The sequence below is a fragment of the Bradyrhizobium tropiciagri genome (assembly GCF_001189845.1).
In the GTDB taxonomy this organism is placed as follows: domain Bacteria; phylum Pseudomonadota; class Alphaproteobacteria; order Rhizobiales; family Xanthobacteraceae; genus Bradyrhizobium; species Bradyrhizobium tropiciagri.
Genome location: NZ_LFLZ01000019.1, coordinates 75915 through 94980, shown reverse-complemented (window position 1 = coordinate 94980; position 19066 = coordinate 75915). Strand labels below are relative to the sequence as shown.

At 64.9% G+C, this 19066-nt stretch carries 15 protein-coding genes and 4 pseudogenes; 8 read left to right on the top strand and 11 right to left on the bottom strand.

Annotation, left to right across the window (positions count from 1 at the left end; translation table 11 throughout):
* Positions 1 to 4 precede the first annotated feature (4 nt).
* Both AKN84_RS17385 and AKN84_RS17380 read right to left on the bottom strand, forming a co-directional pair.
* Positions 5 to 814: an enoyl-CoA hydratase/isomerase family protein gene (locus AKN84_RS17385; RefSeq protein ID WP_050421895.1), complete on the bottom strand. Its 810-nt coding sequence runs from the start codon at positions 812 to 814 to the stop codon at positions 5 to 7.
* Positions 815 to 870: 56 nt separating this feature from the next.
* Complete coding sequence (locus tag AKN84_RS17380) at positions 871 to 1737, bottom strand: FadR/GntR family transcriptional regulator (protein WP_050421894.1); 867 nt, start codon at positions 1735 to 1737, stop codon at positions 871 to 873.
* Between the two features lie 15 nt (positions 1738 to 1752).
* Here AKN84_RS17380 and AKN84_RS49105 point away from each other — a divergent pair.
* The 3 genes and pseudogenes from AKN84_RS49105 to AKN84_RS17370 all read left to right on the top strand — a co-directional run.
* Positions 1753 to 2271 (top strand): annotated as a pseudogene (locus AKN84_RS49105) (acyl-CoA dehydrogenase family protein); the annotation flags it as partial.
* Positions 2272 to 2378: 107 nt separating this feature from the next.
* Positions 2379 to 2957, top strand: coding sequence for an acyl-CoA dehydrogenase family protein (locus AKN84_RS49100; protein WP_244485225.1), 579 nt, complete (start codon positions 2379 to 2381; stop codon positions 2955 to 2957).
* A 51-nt stretch (positions 2958 to 3008) separates the two neighbouring features.
* Positions 3009 to 4210, top strand: a pseudogene (locus tag AKN84_RS17370) (ABC transporter substrate-binding protein).
* 44 nt (positions 4211 to 4254) lie between these two features.
* Here the strand turns inward: AKN84_RS17370 and hutU are convergent.
* From hutU to hutI, 3 genes are read right to left on the bottom strand one after another with little or no spacing between them, the layout of a single operon-like run.
* Positions 4255 to 5925, bottom strand: coding sequence for a urocanate hydratase (hutU, locus tag AKN84_RS17365; RefSeq protein WP_050421893.1), 1671 nt, complete (start codon positions 5923 to 5925; stop codon positions 4255 to 4257).
* 18 nt (positions 5926 to 5943) lie between these two features.
* Positions 5944 to 7503, bottom strand: a complete 1560-nt coding sequence (hutH, locus tag AKN84_RS17360; RefSeq protein ID WP_050421892.1) for a histidine ammonia-lyase — start codon at positions 7501 to 7503, stop codon at positions 5944 to 5946.
* Positions 7500 to 8714 carry an imidazolonepropionase gene (gene hutI / locus AKN84_RS17355; protein ID WP_050421891.1) on the bottom strand — a complete coding sequence of 405 codons (1215 nt, stop codon included), beginning with the start codon at positions 8712 to 8714 and terminating at the stop codon, positions 7500 to 7502. The genes hutH and hutI overlap by 4 nt, the downstream gene beginning before the upstream one ends.
* Positions 8715 to 8799: 85 nt before the next feature.
* On the opposite strand from hutI, the gene AKN84_RS17350 reads away from it, so the two are divergent.
* The 5 genes and pseudogenes from AKN84_RS17350 to AKN84_RS17330 all read left to right on the top strand — a co-directional run bounded on the left by AKN84_RS17350 (position 8800) and on the right by AKN84_RS17330 (position 13610).
* Positions 8800 to 10158: a formimidoylglutamate deiminase gene (locus AKN84_RS17350; protein ID WP_050421890.1), complete on the top strand. Its 1359-nt coding sequence runs from the start codon at positions 8800 to 8802 to the stop codon at positions 10156 to 10158.
* A complete protein-coding gene (gene hutC / locus AKN84_RS17345; RefSeq protein ID WP_050421889.1) occupies positions 10155 to 10898 on the top strand; it encodes a histidine utilization transcriptional repressor HutC in 744 nt (247 codons plus the stop codon). The genes AKN84_RS17350 and hutC overlap by 4 nt, the downstream gene beginning before the upstream one ends.
* 134 nt (positions 10899 to 11032) lie before the next feature.
* Positions 11033 to 11977: an ABC transporter substrate-binding protein gene (locus AKN84_RS17340; RefSeq protein ID WP_050421888.1), complete on the top strand. Its 945-nt coding sequence runs from the start codon at positions 11033 to 11035 to the stop codon at positions 11975 to 11977.
* Positions 11978 to 12055: 78 nt separating this feature from the next.
* Positions 12056 to 12828, top strand: a pseudogene (locus tag AKN84_RS17335) (ABC transporter permease).
* Entirely contained in the window at positions 12825 to 13610 is a 786-nt protein-coding gene (locus AKN84_RS17330) for an ABC transporter ATP-binding protein (RefSeq protein WP_050421887.1), read from the top strand. Before AKN84_RS17335 ends, AKN84_RS17330 begins: the two are co-directional and overlap by 4 nt.
* Before the next feature lie 3 nt (positions 13611 to 13613).
* On the opposite strand, the gene AKN84_RS17325 is transcribed toward AKN84_RS17330, so the two are convergent.
* From AKN84_RS17325 to urtB, 6 genes and pseudogenes are all read right to left on the bottom strand, one after another.
* Complete coding sequence (locus AKN84_RS17325; protein WP_050421886.1) at positions 13614 to 13964, bottom strand: FmdB family zinc ribbon protein; 351 nt, start codon at positions 13962 to 13964, stop codon at positions 13614 to 13616.
* A gap of 88 nt (positions 13965 to 14052) precedes the next feature.
* Complete coding sequence (gene fmdA / locus AKN84_RS17320) at positions 14053 to 15282, bottom strand: formamidase (RefSeq protein ID WP_050421885.1); 1230 nt, start codon at positions 15280 to 15282, stop codon at positions 14053 to 14055.
* Positions 15283 to 15316: 34 nt separating this feature from the next.
* Positions 15317 to 16005, bottom strand: a pseudogene (urtE, locus tag AKN84_RS17315) (urea ABC transporter ATP-binding subunit UrtE).
* A gap of 207 nt (positions 16006 to 16212) precedes the next feature.
* Entirely contained in the window at positions 16213 to 16968 is a 756-nt protein-coding gene (urtD, locus tag AKN84_RS17310; protein WP_024579726.1) for an urea ABC transporter ATP-binding protein UrtD, read from the bottom strand.
* A gap of 13 nt (positions 16969 to 16981) precedes the next feature.
* The gene (urtC, locus tag AKN84_RS17305; RefSeq protein ID WP_050421884.1) at positions 16982 to 18115 is read right to left on the bottom strand and encodes an urea ABC transporter permease subunit UrtC; all 1134 of its coding nucleotides are present in this window, start codon (positions 18113 to 18115) and stop codon (positions 16982 to 16984) included.
* A 17-nt stretch (positions 18116 to 18132) separates the two neighbouring features.
* Positions 18133 to 19059, bottom strand: a complete 927-nt coding sequence (gene urtB, locus AKN84_RS17300) for an urea ABC transporter permease subunit UrtB (protein WP_050421883.1) — start codon at positions 19057 to 19059, stop codon at positions 18133 to 18135.
* Positions 19060 to 19066: the final 7 nt, after the last annotated feature.

The following is a 19066-nucleotide window of genomic DNA, read 5'->3' as shown; positions in this document are numbered from 1 at the left end:
CGGCCTAGCCCTGGCCGAACCTCGGCTTGCGCTTCTCCTTGAACGACATGGTCGCTTCTTTGTGGTCGGCGGTCTCGAATGTCACCTGCTCCAGCGCCATCGAGGCCTCCAGCAGCATGTTGACGCGCTGCTTGACGATCTGGTTGATCGACAGCTTGGTCCAGCGAATGGCCCAGGTCGGACCGTTGGCGAGCTCGACTGCGATCGCATGGGCCTTGGCCAGCACCTCCGCGCGCGGCACGACATGATTGACCAGCCCGATCCGCTCCGCCTCATGACCCTTCAGCAGCGTGCCGCGGATCAGGAATTCCTTGGCCTTGTTGATTCCGATCAAGAGCGGCCAGATCACGGTGCCGCCGTCGCCCGCGACCAGGCCGACGCGCGAGACATGGGTGTCGCCGATCCGCGCATCCTCGGCCATCACGGTGATGTCGCAGAGCAACGCGTGGGTCGCGGCAAGGCCGATGGCATCGCCGTTGATCGCCGCGACGATCGGCTTGTCGAGCTCGAGCTGGCGGGTGACGCCGCGCCGGCTGATCATGGGGTCGTGCACCTCGCCCTCTTCGAGGACGTCGCCGCCCGGCCGCTCCGACATCGCCTTCACGTCACCACCGACGCTGAAGAAGTCGCCGGCGCCGGTCAGCACCACGGCATTGACGGCGTGGTCGTCGGCGAGATCGTCCCAGATCGTCCGCAACTCGCGGATCAGTTTCTGGTTGATGGCATTGCGCGCCTGCGGACGATTCAAGGTCACGGTCGCGACCTTGTCCGCGACTTCGACCGTCAGGCATTCATACTTGGCGTAGTTGGACACGTTTGCCTCCGTTGTATTGCTGTTTGAGTTGTTGGTTGACTGACAGGGCTGGCGCGCTACCGGCGCATTCCGGGCTGCACATCGGCCAACGCGACGTGGAGCGACATTGCCCCCGGATCCTGTTCCAGCATCCGCTGCACCGATTCCAGGTGTGACCGCAGCAACCGGCTTGCCAGCGCCACGTCGCGCTCGCTGAGCGCCGCCAGGAATTGCCGCCGCTTCTCCGCCAGCCGCGCCATCGCGACCCCGCTCGAGGCGACCTTGGCGTAGACGAAGCGCATGTGGATCTCGGTGACCGAGTCCACGATCATCGCAATCACCTTGTTGCCGGTCGAGGCCGCCAGCAGCTTGTAGAATTCGCGCGAACATTCGACCCGGTCGAGCAACCGCCCCTCCTTGGTCGCAAGCTCCGTCCGCTCGATATTGGCTTCCAGCGCATCGAGGTCGGCCCGGCGCGCATTCGCGCAGGCGAGCTGCACCACGAGGTCGAGCACGTGGACCCGCGCCTCCGACAATTCCCGCACGGAAATCGTCCCGAGGCTCAGCATGTCGCGCATGACCTCGTTCATGCGCCGGGTGTCGCCCTGCTGGATGAAGGCGCCGCCCTTGACGCCCTTCTGCAGCCGCAGCACGCCGGCCATCTCCAGGCTGCGCAGCGCTTCCCGCAACACATTGCGGCTGACGCCGAGCTGCTGGGCAAGTTCGCGCTCGGCCGGCAATTTGTCGCCGGGCTTCAGCACGCCGAGCGCCAGCTGCTCGCGAATCCGCTCGCAGATCTCCTCAAACGTCCGCCGGGTGTGGATCGGCTTGAATGTCGGCGCAGCCGAAGCTCCGGCGGCGCGGAGATCGGAGGCCCGCTCCCGCCGGTTCGGCGGGGCGATGCGGGAGCGCTGCGGCGCGCGAGGGCTTGACTTGGTGCTCATGCGGTGAATTATTAAATGGATCACCCATTCAATGGAAGCCCCTTTTTGGCATCCAGCAAAGAAAACGTAACGGGAGCCGGTATGAGTTTTTCCGAGGAGCAGGTCGCGTTCCGCGACAACGTGCGCAGGATGGTCGCGAGGCACGTGGCGCCGATCGCCGCCGAAATCGACGAAACCGACCGCTTCCCGCTCGAGCTGGTCAAGCTGTTCGGCGAGATGGGGCTGATGCAGCTCTGGGTGCCGGAGCGCTATGGCGGCCCGAACGGCAACCTCACCATGGCCTGCATCGCGCGCGAGGAGATCTCGAAGGTCTCGCCCGCCTGCGCCTCGATCGCGGCGCTCAACACCATGTTCATCATGCCGCTGCTGCATTTCGGCTCGGAAGAGCAGCGCAAGAAGTACCTGCCGATCATCGCCAAGGGCGGCGTGGTCACGGCGATCGCGATTTCCGAGCCGCAGGCCGGCTCCGACGTCGCTGCGCTCAACACCCGCGCTCGGAAAGACGGCGACAGCTACGTCCTCAACGGCCGCAAGCAATGGTGCAGCTACGGTGTCGTCGCCGACTACATCGTGGTGATGGCGCGCACCAGTGACGGCGCCGGCGCGACGGCATCAGCGCCTTCATCGTCGAGCCGAAGACAATGCCGGGCATCACGTTCGGCCGCCATGAGCGCAAGATGGGCTTTCGCGGCGCCCCCAACACGCCGATCTTCTTCGACAATGTCAGGGTCCCAGCCGAAAACCTCGTCGGCGAGGAAGGCAAGGGTTTCCGCGCGTCGATGCGCGCCCTCGACCTCAACCGGCCGACCATCGGCGCCCAGTCGGTCGGCCTCGCGCAGGGCGCGCTCGATGCCTGCATCGCCTACGCCAAGGAGCGCAAGCAGTTCAAGCAGCCGATCGCCGAGTTCCAGGGCGTGCAGTTCATGCTTGCCGACATGGCCATGCAGATCGAGGCGGCCCGCGCCCTGGTCTATGAATGCGCCCGCGCCGGCGATGCAGGCGACTGGAAGCGGCTCAACGTGCTTGCCAGCATGGCGAAATGCGTCGGCAGCGACATGGCCATGAAGGTCACGACCGACGCGGTCCAGATCTTCGGCGGCTACGGCTACACCATGGACTATCCGGTCGAGCGCATGATGCGCGACGCCAAGCTGACCCAGATTTTCGAAGGCACCAACCAGATCCAGCGCGTGGTGATCGCCCGCGAGCTGCTGCGCTAGTGCAGATTTTCAACAAGAAACGAATTACAGGGAGAAACGACCTTGAACCACATCATCGACCGGGCGTTGGCAGCCATCGCGCTGTCGGCCCTGCTGGCGGCGCCTGCCTACGCGCAGAAAGCCTATGGTCCCGGCGTCAGCGATACCGAGATCAAGCTCGGCCAATCGACGCCGCTGAGCGGCCCGGCCTCCGCCTTCGGCGCGGGCGCCGGGCGCGCCGTGGTCGGCTATTTCGAGATGCTGAACGCGAACGGCGGCATCAACGGCCGCAAGATCAACTTCACCCAGCTCGACAACGCCTACAGCGCGCCGAAGGCCGTCGAGCAGTCGCGCAAGCTGATCGAGGACGTCGGCGTCCTGGCCGAGGTCGGCACGATCGGCACCGCGCCGAACGTCGCGATCCAGAAATATCTCAACGCCAAGCAGGTGCCGCAGCTCTTCATCACCGCCGGCGGACGCCGCTTCAACGATCCCAAAACCTTTCCGTGGACTATTCCGCTCTATCCGGACTTCGAGACCGAAGGCCGCGTCGTCGCCAAGTACATCCTGACGGCAAAGCCCGACGCCAAGATCGGCGTGCTTTACCAGAATGACGACTACGGCAAGGACTACCTCAAGGGCCTGCGCGCCGGTCTCGGGCCCAAGGCCGAGTTGATCGTCGCTCAGGCTTCCTATGAGCTCGCCGACCCGACGATCGACTCGCAGATCGTCCAGCTGAAGGCCGCCGGCGTCGACACGCTGATCGAGCAGTCGTCGTCCAAGGCGCGGCGCAATCGATCCGCAAGGTGTTCGAGCTCGGCTGGAAGCCGCTGCACGTGATCGGCGGCTCGACGGCATCGGTCGAAACCATCCTGAAGCCCGCAGGCCTCGAAGCATCGAAGGGGCTGGTCACGACGCAATTCCTCAAGCAGCCGGGCGACCCGGCCTGGGCCAATGACGACGAGGTCAAGGCCTACAAGGATTTCCTGAAGACGTACGCACCTTCGGCCAATCCGGACGATTATTCCGTGCTCGTTGCCTATATGAACGTGCACGCGCTGGAGCTGGCGCTACGCAAATGCGGCGACGACCTCACCCGCGAGAACCTGATCAAGCAGGCGACCTCGCTGAGCGGCGACCGGCTGCCGATGATGCTGCCGGGCGTCTCGATCGGCACCCGGCCCGGCGACTACACGCCGTTCCGAACCTTGCGGATCGCGACGTTCGATGGCGAAAGCTGGTCGCTGACCGGCGAGCCGCTGTCGGCCGACTAGCCGGTTGGCGAGAACCGTCTTCTGCGGCTCTCGCCAACGTCACCTCACGCGCGCAAGCTCGGCAGATCGAGCCCGTTGGCGCGGGCGCATTCGATCGCGGTCTCATAGCCGGCGTCGGCGTGGCGCATGACCCCCGTCGCGGGATCGTTCCACAGCACACGCTCGAGCCGGCGCGCCGCCTCCGGCGTGCCGTCGGCGACGATCACCATGCCGGCATGCTGCGAATAGCCGATGCCGACGCCGCCGCCATGATGCAGCGACACCCAGGTGGCGCCGCTCGCACAGTTGAGCAGCGCGTTGAGCAGCGGCCAATCGGACACCGCATCGGAGCCGTCCCGCATCGCCTCGGTCTCGCGGTTCGGGCTCGCCACCGAGCCGCTGTCGAGATGATCGCGGCCGATCACGATCGGCGCCTTCAGTTCGCCCCGCGCCACCATCTCGTTGAAGGCGAGGCCAAGCCGATGGCGGTCGCCGAGGCCGACCCAGCAGATTCGCGCCGGCAACCCCTGAAACTTGATGCGCGCCTTCGCCATGTCGAGCCAATTGTGCAGATGGCCATCGTTGGGCATCAGCTCCTTGACCTTGGCATCGGTCTTGAAGATGTCTTCCGGATCGCCCGACAGCGCCGCCCAGCGGAACGGACCGACGCCGCGGCAAAACAGCGGACGGATATAGGCAGGGACGAAGCCCGGAAAATCGAACGCCTGCTTCAGGCCCATGTCCTTGGCCATCTGGCGGATGTTGTTGCCGTAGTCGAGCGTCGGGATTCCCTGCGCGTGGAAATCCAGCATGGCCTGGACGTGATCGACCATCGAGGTCTTGGCCGCGGTCTCGACCGCCTTCGGATCGGCCGCGCGCCTTGCCTCCCAATCGGCAAGCGTCCAACCCTTCGGCAAATATCCGTTGATCGGATCATGCGCGCTGGTCTGGTCAGTGACGATATCAGGCCGCACGCCGCGGCGCACCAGTTCGGGAAAGATCTCGGCCGCATTGCCGAGCAGCCCGACCGACGCCGGCTTCCCGCTCTTGGTCGCGTCGGCAATGATCGCCAGCGCTTCATCGAGGGTCGTCGCCTGGCGGTCGAGATAGCCCGTACGCAAACGCATCTCGATGCGGCTCGGCTGGCATTCGACCGCGAGCATCGAGGCGCCCGCCATGGTCGCAGCCAGCGGCTGCGCGCCACCCATGCCGCCGAGGCCGGCCGTGAGAATCCATTTGCCGGCGAGGCTGCCGCCATAGTGCCGGCGGCCGACCTCGACAAACGTCTCGTATGTCCCCTGCACGATGCCCTGGCTGCCGATATAGATCCACGAGCCTGCCGTCATCTGGCCGAACATCATGAGGCCCTGGCGGTCGAGCTCGTTGAAGTGGTCGAGCGTCGCCCAATGCGGCACCAGGTTCGAGTTCGCGATCAGTACGCGCGGCGCATCGGCATGGGTGCGGAAGACGCCGACCGGCTTGCCAGACTGCACCAGCAACGTCTGGTCGCCTTCCAGCTTGCGCAAGGAGGCCGCGATCCGGTCAAAGCTCTCCCAGTCGCGTGCCGCGCGGCCGATGCCGCCATACACCACGAGCTCACTCGGGCGCTCGGCGACGTCAGGATCCAGATTGTTCATCAGCATCCGCAGCGGCGCTTCAGTCAGCCAACTCTTCGCGCTGATGTCGCTGCCGCGGGGAGCGCGGATGATACGTTCGTTGTCCAGTCGGCGGTTCATGACGGGTGTCCCTGTCGGCTAAGCAAGTTTTGGAAACGGATCGATCGAAAGGGCCGCGATCGCGACGGCGGGCAACGCGTCGGCTTCGATCAGCGACGCGGCCCGCGCGAGGTCGTCGGCCATGTAGCGGTCGGCGGCGAGCGCCGGAACCTGCGCGCGCAACGCGGCAATCACTGCGGCGAGCGGTGCACTCGTTGAGTGCGGCGCGCGCAGCGTGATGCCTTGTGCGGCGACCAGCAGCTCGATGCCGAGGATGGCGGCGAGATTGTCGGCCATGTCGGACAGCCGGCGCGCGGCATGCGCGGCCATCGACACGTGATCCTCCTGGTTGGCGCTGGTCGGCGTGGAATCGATCGAGCACGGCATCGCGCGCTGCTTGTTCTCGGCGTAGAGCGCGGCCGCCGTCACCTCGGCGATCATGAAGCCGGAATTGATGCCGGGGTCCGGCGTCAGGAACGGCGGCAAGCCGAAGTTCAAGGCGGGATCGACGAGGGTCGCGATCCGTCGCTCGCTGGTCGCGCCGATCTCGGAGAGCGCCAGCGCGATCTGGTCGGCGGCGAACGCCACCGGCTCGGCGTGGAAATTGCCGCCTGAGACGATCTCGCCGGTCTCGACCAGGACCAGCGGATTGTCCGTCACGGCATTGGCTTCAATGGTCAGTCCGCGCCCGGCCTGCGCGAGCAAATCAAGCACGGCGCCCGCGACCTGCGGCTGGCAGCGCAGGCAGTATGGATCCTGCACGCGCTCGTCGCCTTCGAGATGCGATTGCCTGATGTCGCTGCCGTCGAGCAGTGCCATCAAGGTCGCGGCCGCCGCAATCTGTCCGTCATGGCCGCGCAAGGACTGGATTTCAGGACGAAACGGCACCGTGGAGGCCATCGCCGCATCGACCGACAACGCGCCCGTCACCAGTGCTGCGCAGGCAAGACGATGCGCGCGCAGCAGGCCGGAAATGGCATAGGCCGTGGAGAACTGGGTGCCGTTGATCAGCGCGAGCCCCTCCTTGGGACCAAGCGTCAACGGCGCGAGACCGGCAGCGGCAAGCGCGTCTCGGCCCGGCACGACCTTGCCATCAAGGATTGCCTGTCCCTCCCCGATCATGACCGCGGTCATATGAGCGAGCGGCGCAAGATCGCCGGAGGCGCCGACCGAGCCCTGCTGCGGCACCAGCGGAGTGACGCCGCGCGCCAGCATGGCCTGCAACTGCTCGATCACGTCGCGCCGCACGCCGGACGCGCCGCGGCCGAGCGAGATCACTTTCAACGCCATCATCAAGCGCACGATCGGCTCAGGCGTGACTGCGCCGACGCCGCAGCAATGCGACAGGATGAGGTTGCGCTGGAGCAGCGCCGTCTGGTCGGGCGCGATCCGCGTCGATGCCAGCTTCCCGAAACCGGTATTGATGCCATAGGCAGGAATGTCGATCCGCGCCGCCTTCGCCACGATCTCCGCGGCCGCCTCGACGCGCGGCCAGAATGATGGATCGAGCTCGATCGTTGCTCCGGCGAGCACGCGTGCCAGGACGCCGAGTCCGACCGTCCCGGGAGTGACGATATCAGGCGCGTTGGAAGCGCTCATTGTCCCCTCCACACCCGGCGGTGCAGCGGATTGAAGCCGATACGGTAAACCAGTTCGGCGGGGCGCTCGATGTCCCAGATCGCCAGATCGCACCATTTGCCGGCCTCGAGTGTACCGGTCTCGGCGAGCATGCCGAGCGCGCGCGCTCCTTCCCGCGTTACGCCTGCGAGGCATTCGGCGACCGTCATCCGGAACAGCGTCGCGCCCATGTTCATGACAAGCAAGAGAGAGGTCAGCGGCGAACTGCCGGGATTGCAGTCGGTCGCCAGCGCCATGTGCACGCCGTGCTTGCGGAACAGCTCGACCGGCGGTTTCTGGGTTTCACGAATGAAATAGAACGCACCGGGTAGTAGCACCGCCACCGTCCCCGCCTTCGCCATCGCGGCGGCGCCGGCTTCATCGGTATGCTCCAGATGATCGGCCGACAGCGCAGAGAATTCGGCGGCGAGTGCCGCGCCGCCGAGATTGGACAGCTGATCCGCATGCAGCTTCACCGGGAGCCCCAACGCGCGCGCAGCCGCGAACACCCGCGCCGTCTGCTCGCCGGAAAATGCGATGCCCTCCATGAAGGCATCGACGGCATCGGCGAGGCCGGCCTTGGCCACGGCCGGCAGCATCTCGTTGCAGACCAGATCGATATAGCGGTCCTTGTCGCCATTGGCCTCTGGCGGCAGCGCATGCGCACCGAGAAACGACGTGCGGACCGCGACCTGGCGCAGGCGGCCGAGGCTGCGTGCCGCCGCAAGCTGCCGCATCTCGGTCTCGGCATCGAGGCCATAGCCGGACTTGATCTCGACGGTGGTCGCGCCCTCGCCGATCAGCGCGTCGAGCCGCGGCAACGCACCGGCGACAAGCTCGGCTTGGGTCGCCTTGCGCGTCGCAGCAACGGTCGAGACGATGCCGCCGCCTGCGCGCGCGATCTCCTCATAGCTCGCGCCCTTCAGGCGAAGCTCGAACTCGTGCGCGCGATTGCCGCCGAAGACCAGATGGGTGTGGCAATCGACCAGCCCGGGCGTGATCCAGCGGCCACCGCAATCGATCCGCTCGACGGCGTCGGCATCCACAGGAAAATCCGATTGCGCGCCGGCATAGACGATGCGGCCGTCGCGCGCCGCGATCAGGCCCTGCTCGATCTCGCCGAGATCGGCGCGATCGCCGCGCATCGTGGCGAGGTGGGCATTGTGCCAGATACGGTCGAAGCGCTCTGCCATGCGATCGTCCCCTCAAGGTGGGATGCTTGACTTATATGTCTAGACATATAATCGTGTCCGGGTTCTGTCCAGCCGGCATGGAAAAATGACCCGACTGCATTTCGCACTCGCGCTGCTGCCCTTAGGCTGGGCCAATGACGTGCGGGTCGAGCTCAGCGGCGGCGCGATCGCGTCGGTGACGGCAGGCGTTGCGCCAGCCGCCGACGATGAACGTCACCAACTGGCGGTTCCGGGACTGGCGAGCCTGCACAGCCACGCGTTTCAGCGCGGCATGGCAGGCCTGGCCGAACAGCGCGGCGATACGACGGACACGTTCTGGACCTGGCGCGAGACGATGTATCGCTTCGCGCTGACGATGACGCCGGACGACGTCGCCGCGGTTGCAACGCTGCTCTATATCGAGATGCTCGAGCGGGGCTTCACCCGCGTCGGCGAGTTTCACTATCTCCACCATGATCGCGACGGCTCGCCCTACGCCAATCCGGCCGAGATGGCCGTGCGCATTGCAGAAGCGACTGAGGCTTCCGGCATCGGGCTCACGCTGCTGCCGAGCTTTTATGCGCACAGCACGTTCGGCGGCGCGGCACCGCATGCCGGACAGCGTCGCTTCATCTGCTCGGTCGATCAATTCGCCGCGCTGATGGCAGCCTCGCGCGAGGCAATCCGAACACTCCCCGGCGCCAATATCGGCATCGCCCCGCACAGCCTGCGCGCAGTGGAGCCCGATGAGCTTGCGGCGATCATCCCGCTTGCCGGGACCGATCCAATCCACATCCACGCCGCCGAACAGGTGCGCGAGGTCGAGGACTGCATGGCCTGGTCCGGGCAGCGGCCGGTGCAATGGCTGCTCGAACATGCGCCGGTCGACCGGCGCTGGTGCCTCATTCACGCGACTCACATGACGGAGCTGGAAGTCACGGCGCTCGCCGCTAGCGGCGCAGTTGCCGGCCTCTGCCCCATCACCGAAGCAAGCCTCGGCGACGGCATCTTTTCCGCGCGCGAATTCCTGGCAGCAGGCGGCCGGTTCGGCATCGGGACCGATTCCAACGTGCTGGTCGGGGTCGCCGACGAGCTTCGGCAACTCGAATACGGCCAGCGGCTGAAGCACCGCGAGCGCAACGTGCTCTCGGGGCGTCCGGGTGCATCCACCGGCCGTGCCTTGTTCGACCACGCGCTCGCGGGCGGCGCGCAGGCTCTGGCGCAGACCAACACCGGGCTCATGCCTGGCGCTCGGGCCGACATCGTCACGCTCGACACCGCGCATCCATCCCTGGCGGGACGATCGGGCGATGCGGTTCTCGACGGCTGGCTGTTTGCGTCCGGAGGCGATGCGATCGATTGCGTGTGGGCCGGCGGCGACAAGGCGGTCGCAGGTGGACGGCACCGGCTGCGCGACAAGGCGCGGGAGCGGTTCAATGCCAGCGTCCGGAGGCTCGTCACATGAGCCTCGCTTCCGATCGCGCCAAGCCGCGCGCAACCGAAAAGCCGACGCTCTACAAACGCATCCGACTCGATATCGAGACACGGATCCTGACCGGCGAATGGCCGCCGGGCCACCGCATCCCGTTCGAGCACGAGCTGATGGCACGCTATCGCTGCTCGCGCATGACCGTGAACAAGGCGCTGTCGGAACTGGCGCAGGCCGACCTGATCGAGCGGCGACGGCGGGCCGGCTCATTCGTGCGCCGTCCGCAGCATATGTCCGCGGTGCTCAAGATCGCCGACATCAGGGCCGAGATCACCGCGCTCGGCCGCGCTTACGGCTATCAGCTGATCGATTGCCGGCGGCGCACCGCGACATCGGCCGATCGTGCCCGGCTCGGCGTGAGCACGGCCGGCAAGGTGATCGCGATCGCGTGTCGCCACAGCGCCGACGATGTGCCGTTCGCCGTCGAGGACAGGCTGATCGATCTCTCCACCGTCCCGGAAGCCGCAACCGCGGATTTTGCGCGCGAACCGCCGGGATCATGGCTGCTGCATCATGTCCCGTGGACCGAGGCCGAACATACGATCAGCGCGGTCGTTGCAGACGATCGCACGGCAGAAGCGCTCGACATCGCGGTCGGCGCGCCCTGCCTCGTGATCGACCGCTACACCTGGCGCAGCGCGCGCACGGTGACCGCGGTGCGGCTGCATTATCCGGGCGAGACGCACCGCCTGGTGGCTCGCTTCAAGGGAGGTTGAGGACGTCTTGCGCGGCATAATTCATGCAATGCATCATAGACCAGCATCCACCAACGTCTTGATGCGGCAATCCGCCGCGACTGACGTGAAAGCAATCAACAGGGTTCAATCCATCGTTCAAGGGGTCAACAATCATGCGTTCCTTCAAGCTATTGCCCGCAATGGTCGCGTTGCTCGCGTCCACCGCTGCGTTCGCGGATGACGTCAAGGTCGGCGTCGGCATCTCCGGATGGACCGGCTTCGCGCCGCTGACGCTCGCCAAGGAGGCCGGCATCTTCAAGAAGAACGACCTCGACGTGACGTTGAAGAAGATCCCGCAGAAGGACCGGCATCTAGCGATCGCCTCGGGCGACATTCAATGCGCGGCGACCACGGTCGAGACCTGGATTTCCTGGAACGCCAATGGCGTCGCGACCAAGCAGATCTTCCAGCTCGACAAGAGCTACGGCGCCGACGGCATGGCCGTGCGCAACGACGTCGCCGCGATCAAGGACCTCAAGGGCAAGACCGTCGCGGCATCGGCGCCGGGCACCTCGCCCTATTTCGCGCTGGCCTGGATGCTGAAGAAAAACGGCCTCTCGGTGAAGGACGTCACCGTGGTCAATCTGGAGCCCGCCGCCGCGGCGCAGGCATTCGTCTCCGGCCAGAACGATGCCGCGATGACCTACGAGCCCTATCTGTCGACGGTGCGCGCCGCGCCCGACAAGGGCAAGATCATCGCCACCACGCTCGACTATCCGATCGTGATGGATACGTTCGGCTGCACGCCGAAATTCCTCACCGACAATCCGAAGGCGGCGCAGGCGCTGGCCAACAGCTATTTCGAGGCGCTCGACATGATCGCCAAGGATCAGGCCAAGGCCTACGAGATCATGGGCGCCGACGTGAAGCAGTCCGGCGAGCAGTTCGGCAACTCGGCAAAGTACCTGCGCTGGCAGGACAAGCCCGCCAACCAGAAATTCTTCGCCGGCGATTTCCTCAGCTTCAACAAGGATGCGGCCGAGCTCCTGCTCGAGGTCGGCATCATCAAGGCCGCGCCGAAGGTCGAGGACATCTACGACGCAAGCTTCATCAAGTAACGCAACGACAATTCTGGCCGGTCGCGCCTCGCAAGGCTGCAGGCGGGACCGGCGCATGAGATACGCCTGGATCAATTGATGCGTCCCCTCGAGCCCACCACATCGAAGCAGCGCGTGGCCTATGGCCTCGCGTTCTTCGTGCTGTTCGTCGCCCTCTGGTCCTGGGCGACGTTCGGCGGCCATGTGTCGAAGACCTTCCTCGCCAACCCGCTGACCATGGTGCAGGAAGGCTATGAACTGCTTGCCAAGCAAGGCTTCCTGTTCGACATCGGAATGACGATCTGGCGCGTGATCGGCGGGTTTGTGCTTGCCGCCGTCATCGCGGTGCCGCTCGGCGTGCTGATGGGAGCATACAAGCCGATCGAGGCCTTCCTCGAACCTTTCGTGTCCTTTGCGCGCTACCTGCCGGCGTCCGCCTTCATTCCGCTGCTGATCCTGTGGGCCGGCATCGGCGAACTGCAAAAGCTGCTGGTGATCTTCATCGGCGCGGTGTTCCAGATCATCCTGATGGTGGCCGTCACCGTCGGCGCCACGCGGCGCGATCTGGTCGAAGCCGCCTACACGCTCGGCGCCCGCGACAGCGGCATCATCCGCCGCGTGCTGTTGCCTTCCGCGGCACCCGAGATCGCCGAGATCCTCCGCCTGGTGCTGGGCTGGGCCTGGACCTATGTCATCGTGGCCGAGCTGATCGGCTCATCGTCGGGCATCGGGCATATGATCACCGACAGCCAGGCGCTGCTCAACACCGGCCAGATCATCTTCGGCATCATCGTCATCGGGCTGATTGGCCTGTCTCCGATTTCCTGTTCAAGGCGTTCAACGCCTGGCTATTCCCTTGGAAGCTTGCATGACCCTGCTTCGGATCGATCAGGTCTCGCGAACCTTCCCCGCCCGCGCCGGCAACGCACCGACCCGCGCGCTGGAGCCGACAACGCTCGATGTCGGCGACAATGATTTCGTCACCATCCTCGGCCCCTCCGGCTGCGGCAAGTCCACTTTGCTCCGGATCATCGCAGGCCTCGACCGGCCGACCAGCGGCCGGGTCACGCTCGATGGCCGTGAGGTCACCGGCCCCGGCGCCGATCGCGGCATGGTATTTCAATCCTACACGCTGTTTCCCTGGCTGACGGTGCGCGAGAACATCGCCTTCGGGCTGCGCGAGCGTGGCGTGCCGGAGAAGAAGCGCCACGAGATCGCAGACGCCTTTATCCGCCGGGTCGGGCTATCGGGCTTCGAAAACCATTGGCCCAAGCAGTTGTCGGGCGGCATGCAGCAGCGCACCGCGATCGCCCGGGCGCTCGCCAACGATCCGAAGATCCTGTTGCTCGACGAGCCGTTCGGCGCGCTCGACAACCAGACGCGGGCCTTGATGCAGGAAATGCTGCTCGGGATCTGGGAGCGCGACCAGAAGACGGTGCTGTTCGTCACCCACGACATCGAGGAAGCGATCTTCCTCGGCAGCCGCGTCATCGTGATGAGCGCCCGTCCCGGCCGCATCAAGGCGGAGATCGCGGTCGACCTGCCGCATCCCCGCTCCTACAAGATCAAGACCACGCCCGAATTCGTCGCGCTGAAGGAGCGGCTGGTCGAGGAGATCCGCACCGAGGCGCTGAAGGTTGCGGAACAGGCCTGATGATCAGTGGCTGATCATCCAGGGACGCGCAGTCGGAAAACCCTTGGCGCCGCTCCTGGTCTTGGTCATCAGCCGCGCCGGCTTTTTCTTTCCCGAGGAAGAGCAGCAGCCGCAGCCCGGGCCGTGCGCGGCCTTGTATTGATCGAGCGTCTTCGGCGCATGGCGGCTCTGCTCGTTGGTTGCGTGCGCCTTGCGCTTGTCCGACGGCATGCAGAAGAACGCCGGTGCGGTGAGGATCACGCGCGGCGACGTGGTCTCGCATTGCGGGCAGTCCTGCGGCAGATCGCATTCCGCCATCGGCCGCATGTCGGTGAACGGGCCGCAGTCGTTGCAGAGATATTCGTAGATCGGCATTGTCTTAATCCTTGCGCGGTCGTGTGACATCCGGCGATGGATGCGGGGCGGCCAAGACTGCGCCGTCCCGCACCCTTCGCGCAGGGATTCACTTGTCGGGCGAGATCGGCATCTGCACGTCGCCCGTGATGTGCTTGATCGGCCCCGCCGCCGACGGCATGACGTCGAAGTCGAAGATCTCCGTCGGCAGCCACAGCGTGGCGCAGGCGTTGGGCACGTCAACCACCCCGGAGATGTGGCCCTGGCACGGCGCAGTGCCGAGGATCGAATAGGCCTGGGCGCCGGAGTAGCCGAACTTCTTCAGATATTCGATCGCGTTCAAACAGGCCTGGCGATAGGCGATGTGGACGTCGAGATAGTGCTGCTTGCCGGCCTCGTCGACCGAGATGCCCTCGAAGATCAGATAGTCCTTGTAATTCGGCGTGATCGGCGACGGCTTGAACACGGGGTTCTTGATGCCGTATTTCGATACGCCGTCCTTGATCACGTCGACCTTGATGTGCAGCCAGCCGGCCATTTCGATGGCACCGCAGAAGGTGATCTCGCCGTCGCCCTGGCTGAAATGCAAATCGCCCATCGAGAGCCCGCCGCCCGGCACATAGACCGGGAAATAGATCTTCGAGCCACGCGACAGGTCCTTGATGTCGCAATTGCCGCCATGCTCGCGCGGCGGAACGGTGCGGGCGCCCTCCAGGCCGATCTTGGCCTTGACGTCGCCCTTGGCCTGGCCGGCATGCGCGGTCGGCGCGAACGGCGGATTGGCGAGGCCCGGCACACGGGTCGGGTTGGTCGCGATCAACTCGGCTTCGCGCGCATTCCACGCCGCCAGCATCTTGGCATCGGGCAGACAGCCGATCAGGCCGGGATGGATCAGGCCGGCGAAATTCACGCCGGGCACATGCCGCGACGAGGTGTAGAGGCCTTTGATGTCCCAGATCGACTTCTGCGCCAGCGGGAAATGATCGGTGAGGAAGCCGCCACCATTCTGCTTGGAGAAGAAGCCGTTGAAGCCCCACAGGCTCTCCTTCAACGGACCGACGTCGAGCAGATCGACGACGAGGAGATCGCCGGGCTCGGCGCCCTTGACGCCGATCGGACCGGACAGGAAGTGCACGATTGACAGATCGATGTCGCGCACGTCATCGGCGGAATCGTTGTTCTTGATGAAGCCGCCGGTCCAGTCGACGGTCTCGATGATGAAGTCGTCGCCCGGGCTGACCCATTCGACGATCGGAACCTCGGGATGCCAGCGGTTGTGTATCTTGTCGTTTTCATAGGCCGACTTGCTGAGATCGACCTTGATCAGTGTATCTGGCATCGAGATGCTCCCCTTGGTTACTGATAGTGGTTGGTTACACGGACAGGTATTTCGAGATCTGCGCGGCATCGACGCTGTCGCGCGGATCGTCGCGGACGATCTCGCCGTTCTCAATGACGAGCACGCGGTCGGCGATGTCGAGCGCGAAGCTCAGCACCTGCTCGGAGACGACGATCGACAGCCCCCGCTCGTCGCGGATCCGCTTCAAGGTGCGCGCCATGTCCTTGATGATCGACGGCTGGATGCCTTCGGTCGGCTCGTCCAGCAGCAGCACCTTCGGCTTGGTCGCCAGCGCGCGGGCGATCGCGAGCTGCTGCTGCTGCCCGCCCGAGAGATTACCGCCGCGGCGCCCCTTCATCTCGAGCAGCACCGGGAATAGTTCGTAGATATCGCCGGGCACCTCGGAGCCGCCTGACACCACAAGCCCGGTCTCGATGTTCTCCTTGACCGTCATGGTGGAGAAGATCATGCGGCCCTGCGGCACATAGGCGAGGCCTTTCGCCACCCGCTCGTAACTCTTCATCGCGCCGAGCTCGCGCCGTCCATGGTCACCTTGCCGCTCTTGGCAGGCAGGATGCCCATCAGCGACTTCATCAGCGTGGTCTTGCCCATGCCGTTGCGGCCCATGATCGCGACGATCTCGTTGGGCGCGACCTTGACGTTGAGGCCGTGCAGCACCTCGCTCTGGCCGTAGGCGACATGAAGATCATTGATTGCCAGCATGTGCGTCCTCTATTGCCGGATCGTTTTCTTCACCTCTCCCCAGCGGGGAGAGGTCGAATTGCGCAGCAATTCGGGTGAGGGAGTTCGGTCCCACGAGAGAGCGGAACCCCTCACCCGGATCGCATCTGACGATGCGACCCGACCTCTCCCACAAGGGGAGAGGTGAACCGGGTGTGCGGCTGCCGCTCGCAGCGTTGCGATCATCGATCAGTGCCCCAGATAGACTTCGATCACCTTGGGATCGTTCTTGACGTGCTCCATGGTCCCCTCGGACAGGATCTGCCCCTGGTGCAGCACCGTGACCTTGTGCGCGATGTCCTCGACGAACTTCATGTCGTGCTCGATCACCAGCACCGAACGGTCCTTGATGATGCGGTTGAGCAGCTCGGCAGTCTTGGCGCGCTCGGAGACGCTCATGCCGGCGACCGGCTCGTCCAGCATCAGGAGATCCGGGTCCTGGATCAGCAGCATGCCGATCTCGAGCCACTGCTTCTGGCCGTGGCTGAGCTGGTCGGCATAGGTGTTGAGCCGGTCCTTCAGGAAGATCATCTCGGCGACCTCCTCGACCCGCTGCTTGACCGTGTCGTCGCGCTGGAAGGTCAGCGAGCCGAACACGGTGCGGCCGCGCGGAAAGGAAATCTCGAGGTTCTCGAACACGGTGAGGTCCTCGAACACCGACGGCGTCTGGAACTTGCGCCCCACGCCGGCCTGCACGATCTCGTTCTCGCGCAGCTTGGTCAGCTCCTGGCCGCGGAACTGGATCGAGCCTGACGTCGCGCGGGTCTTGCCGCAGATCAGGTCGAGCACGGTGGTCTTGCCGGCGCCGTTGGGGCCGATGATGACGCGGATCTCGTTCTCCTCGACATAGAAGGAGAGATCGTTGACGGCCTTGAAGCCGTCAAAGGACACGGTGAGACCGGAGACCGCGAGCAGGAAGTCTTTTGGCTGATGGCCGACGAGCATGATGGGTCCCTCCTCACTCGGCCGGTGCGCCGTCGGCGATCATGCCGGCCGCCGATTTCGATTTGCGTGATGCCAGCAGGCGATCGATGCGGGGCTGGACGTGGTCCGCCCAGATGCCGGAGAGCCCGTTCGGGAAGGCGAGCACCACCGCGATGAACAGCGCACCGAGGCCGAACAGCCAGAGCTGCGGGAAGGATTCCGAGAGGCTGGTCTTGGCGAAGTTGACCAGCAGCGCACCCCAGACCGCGCCGAAGATCGACATCCGGCCGCCGACCGCGGTGTAGATCACCATCTCGATCGACGGCACGATGCCGACAAAGGACGGCGACATGAAGCCGACCTCGAGCGTGAACATGGCGCCGCCGATCGCAGCAAACACCGCCGCGGCGCAGAACGCGAAGATCTTGAAATTGGCGACGCTGTAACCGGAGAAGCGCACACGATCCTCCTGCTCCCGCATCGCCACCAGGATGCGCCCGAGTTTTGTCAGCCGGATGAATTGCGCGGCGACGATGCATCCGAACAGCAGCACAACCTCGACGAAATACAGAATGAACTTGGCGTGATCGGTGCGGATGTCCCAGCCGTGCAGCGTGCGCAGGTCGGTAATGCCGTTGATGCCGCCGGTGTAGCCCTGCTGCCCCACGATCAGGATGGTGAGGATCGCGGCGATCGCTTGCGTGATGATCGCAAAGTACACGCCGCCGACCCGGCGCTTGAACATCGCGGCACCGATGATCAGCGCGAAGAACGCGGGAACCAGCAAGATCGCCAGCAGCGTGATCGGGAAACTGTGGAACGGCTTCCAGAAGAAGGGCAGCGAGGTGAGCTGGTTCCAGTCCATGAAGTCCGGGATGCCCGGCGTCGACTGGATCTTAGTGTTCGCGACCGAGGACGCCTCGAGCTTGAGGTACATCGCCATGCAGTAGCCGCCGAGACCGAAGAACACGCCCTGCCCCAGGCTCAGGATGCCGCCATAGCCCCAGCACAGCACGAGGCCGATGCCGACGAAGGCGTAGGTCAGATATTTGGCGACCAAGTTGAGGCGGAAGATATCGAGCGACAGCGGCAGGATGACAAGCAGCAGCACCGCGAGCGCGAGGAAGCCGAGCAGTTCGGAGCGATTGAAAAAGCGCGAGTTAATCATGACCAGCCTGCTTGTTCTTATTTGCGGACCTTGAGCGCGAAGAGCCCCTGCGGACGCACCATCAGGATCGCGACGATCGTGAGCAGCGTGATCACCTTGGCCATCGATCCCGACAGGAAGAATTCCAGCGTCGACTGGGTCTGCGAGATCGAGAAGGCGGAGGCGATGGTGCCGAACAGGGAAGCTGCGCCGCCGAACACGACGACCAGGAAGGTGTCGACGATGTAGAGCTGGCCGGCGGTCGGCCCGGTCGAGCCGATCATGGTGAAGGCCGAGCCGGCGATCCCGGCGATGCCGCAGCCGAGCCCGAAGGTGTAGCGGTCGACCTTCTCGGTGTTGATGCCGACGGCGCCCGCCATCACGCGGTTCTGCACCACCGCGCGCACCTGCTTGCCCCAGCTCGACCAGAACAGGATGTAGAAGACGACGATCGTGATCAGGATGGTCAACCCCATCACGAACATGCCGTTGATCGGGATCTGGATCGAGTCGGTCGCCTGCCAGGAGCCCATCATCCATTCCGGCAGCTCGACGCCGACCTCGCGCGCGCCGAAGATCGAGCGATAGGCCTGCTGCAGGATCAGGCTGAGGCCCCAGGTCGCGAGCAGCGTGTCGAGCGGCCGTTTGTAGAGATGGCGTATCAGCGCCCACTCGACCAGCATGCCGAGCGCGCCGGAGGCGATGAACGCGAGGATCATCGCAATGAAGAAGTAACCGGGGAACAACCATGGCGCTGTGTGCTGAACGGCGTTCGACGTCATCCAGGTGACATAGGCACCCAGGATCATGAACTCGCCATGCGCCATGTTGATGACGCCCATCTGCCCGAAGATGATGGCAAGCCCGAGCGCCATCAGCACGTAGACCGAGAACAGGATGAGCCCGGCAAATCCCTGCATCGCAAGGATGGCGCCGAGATCGCTGATCGAATAGTCGCCGAACATCTGGTTC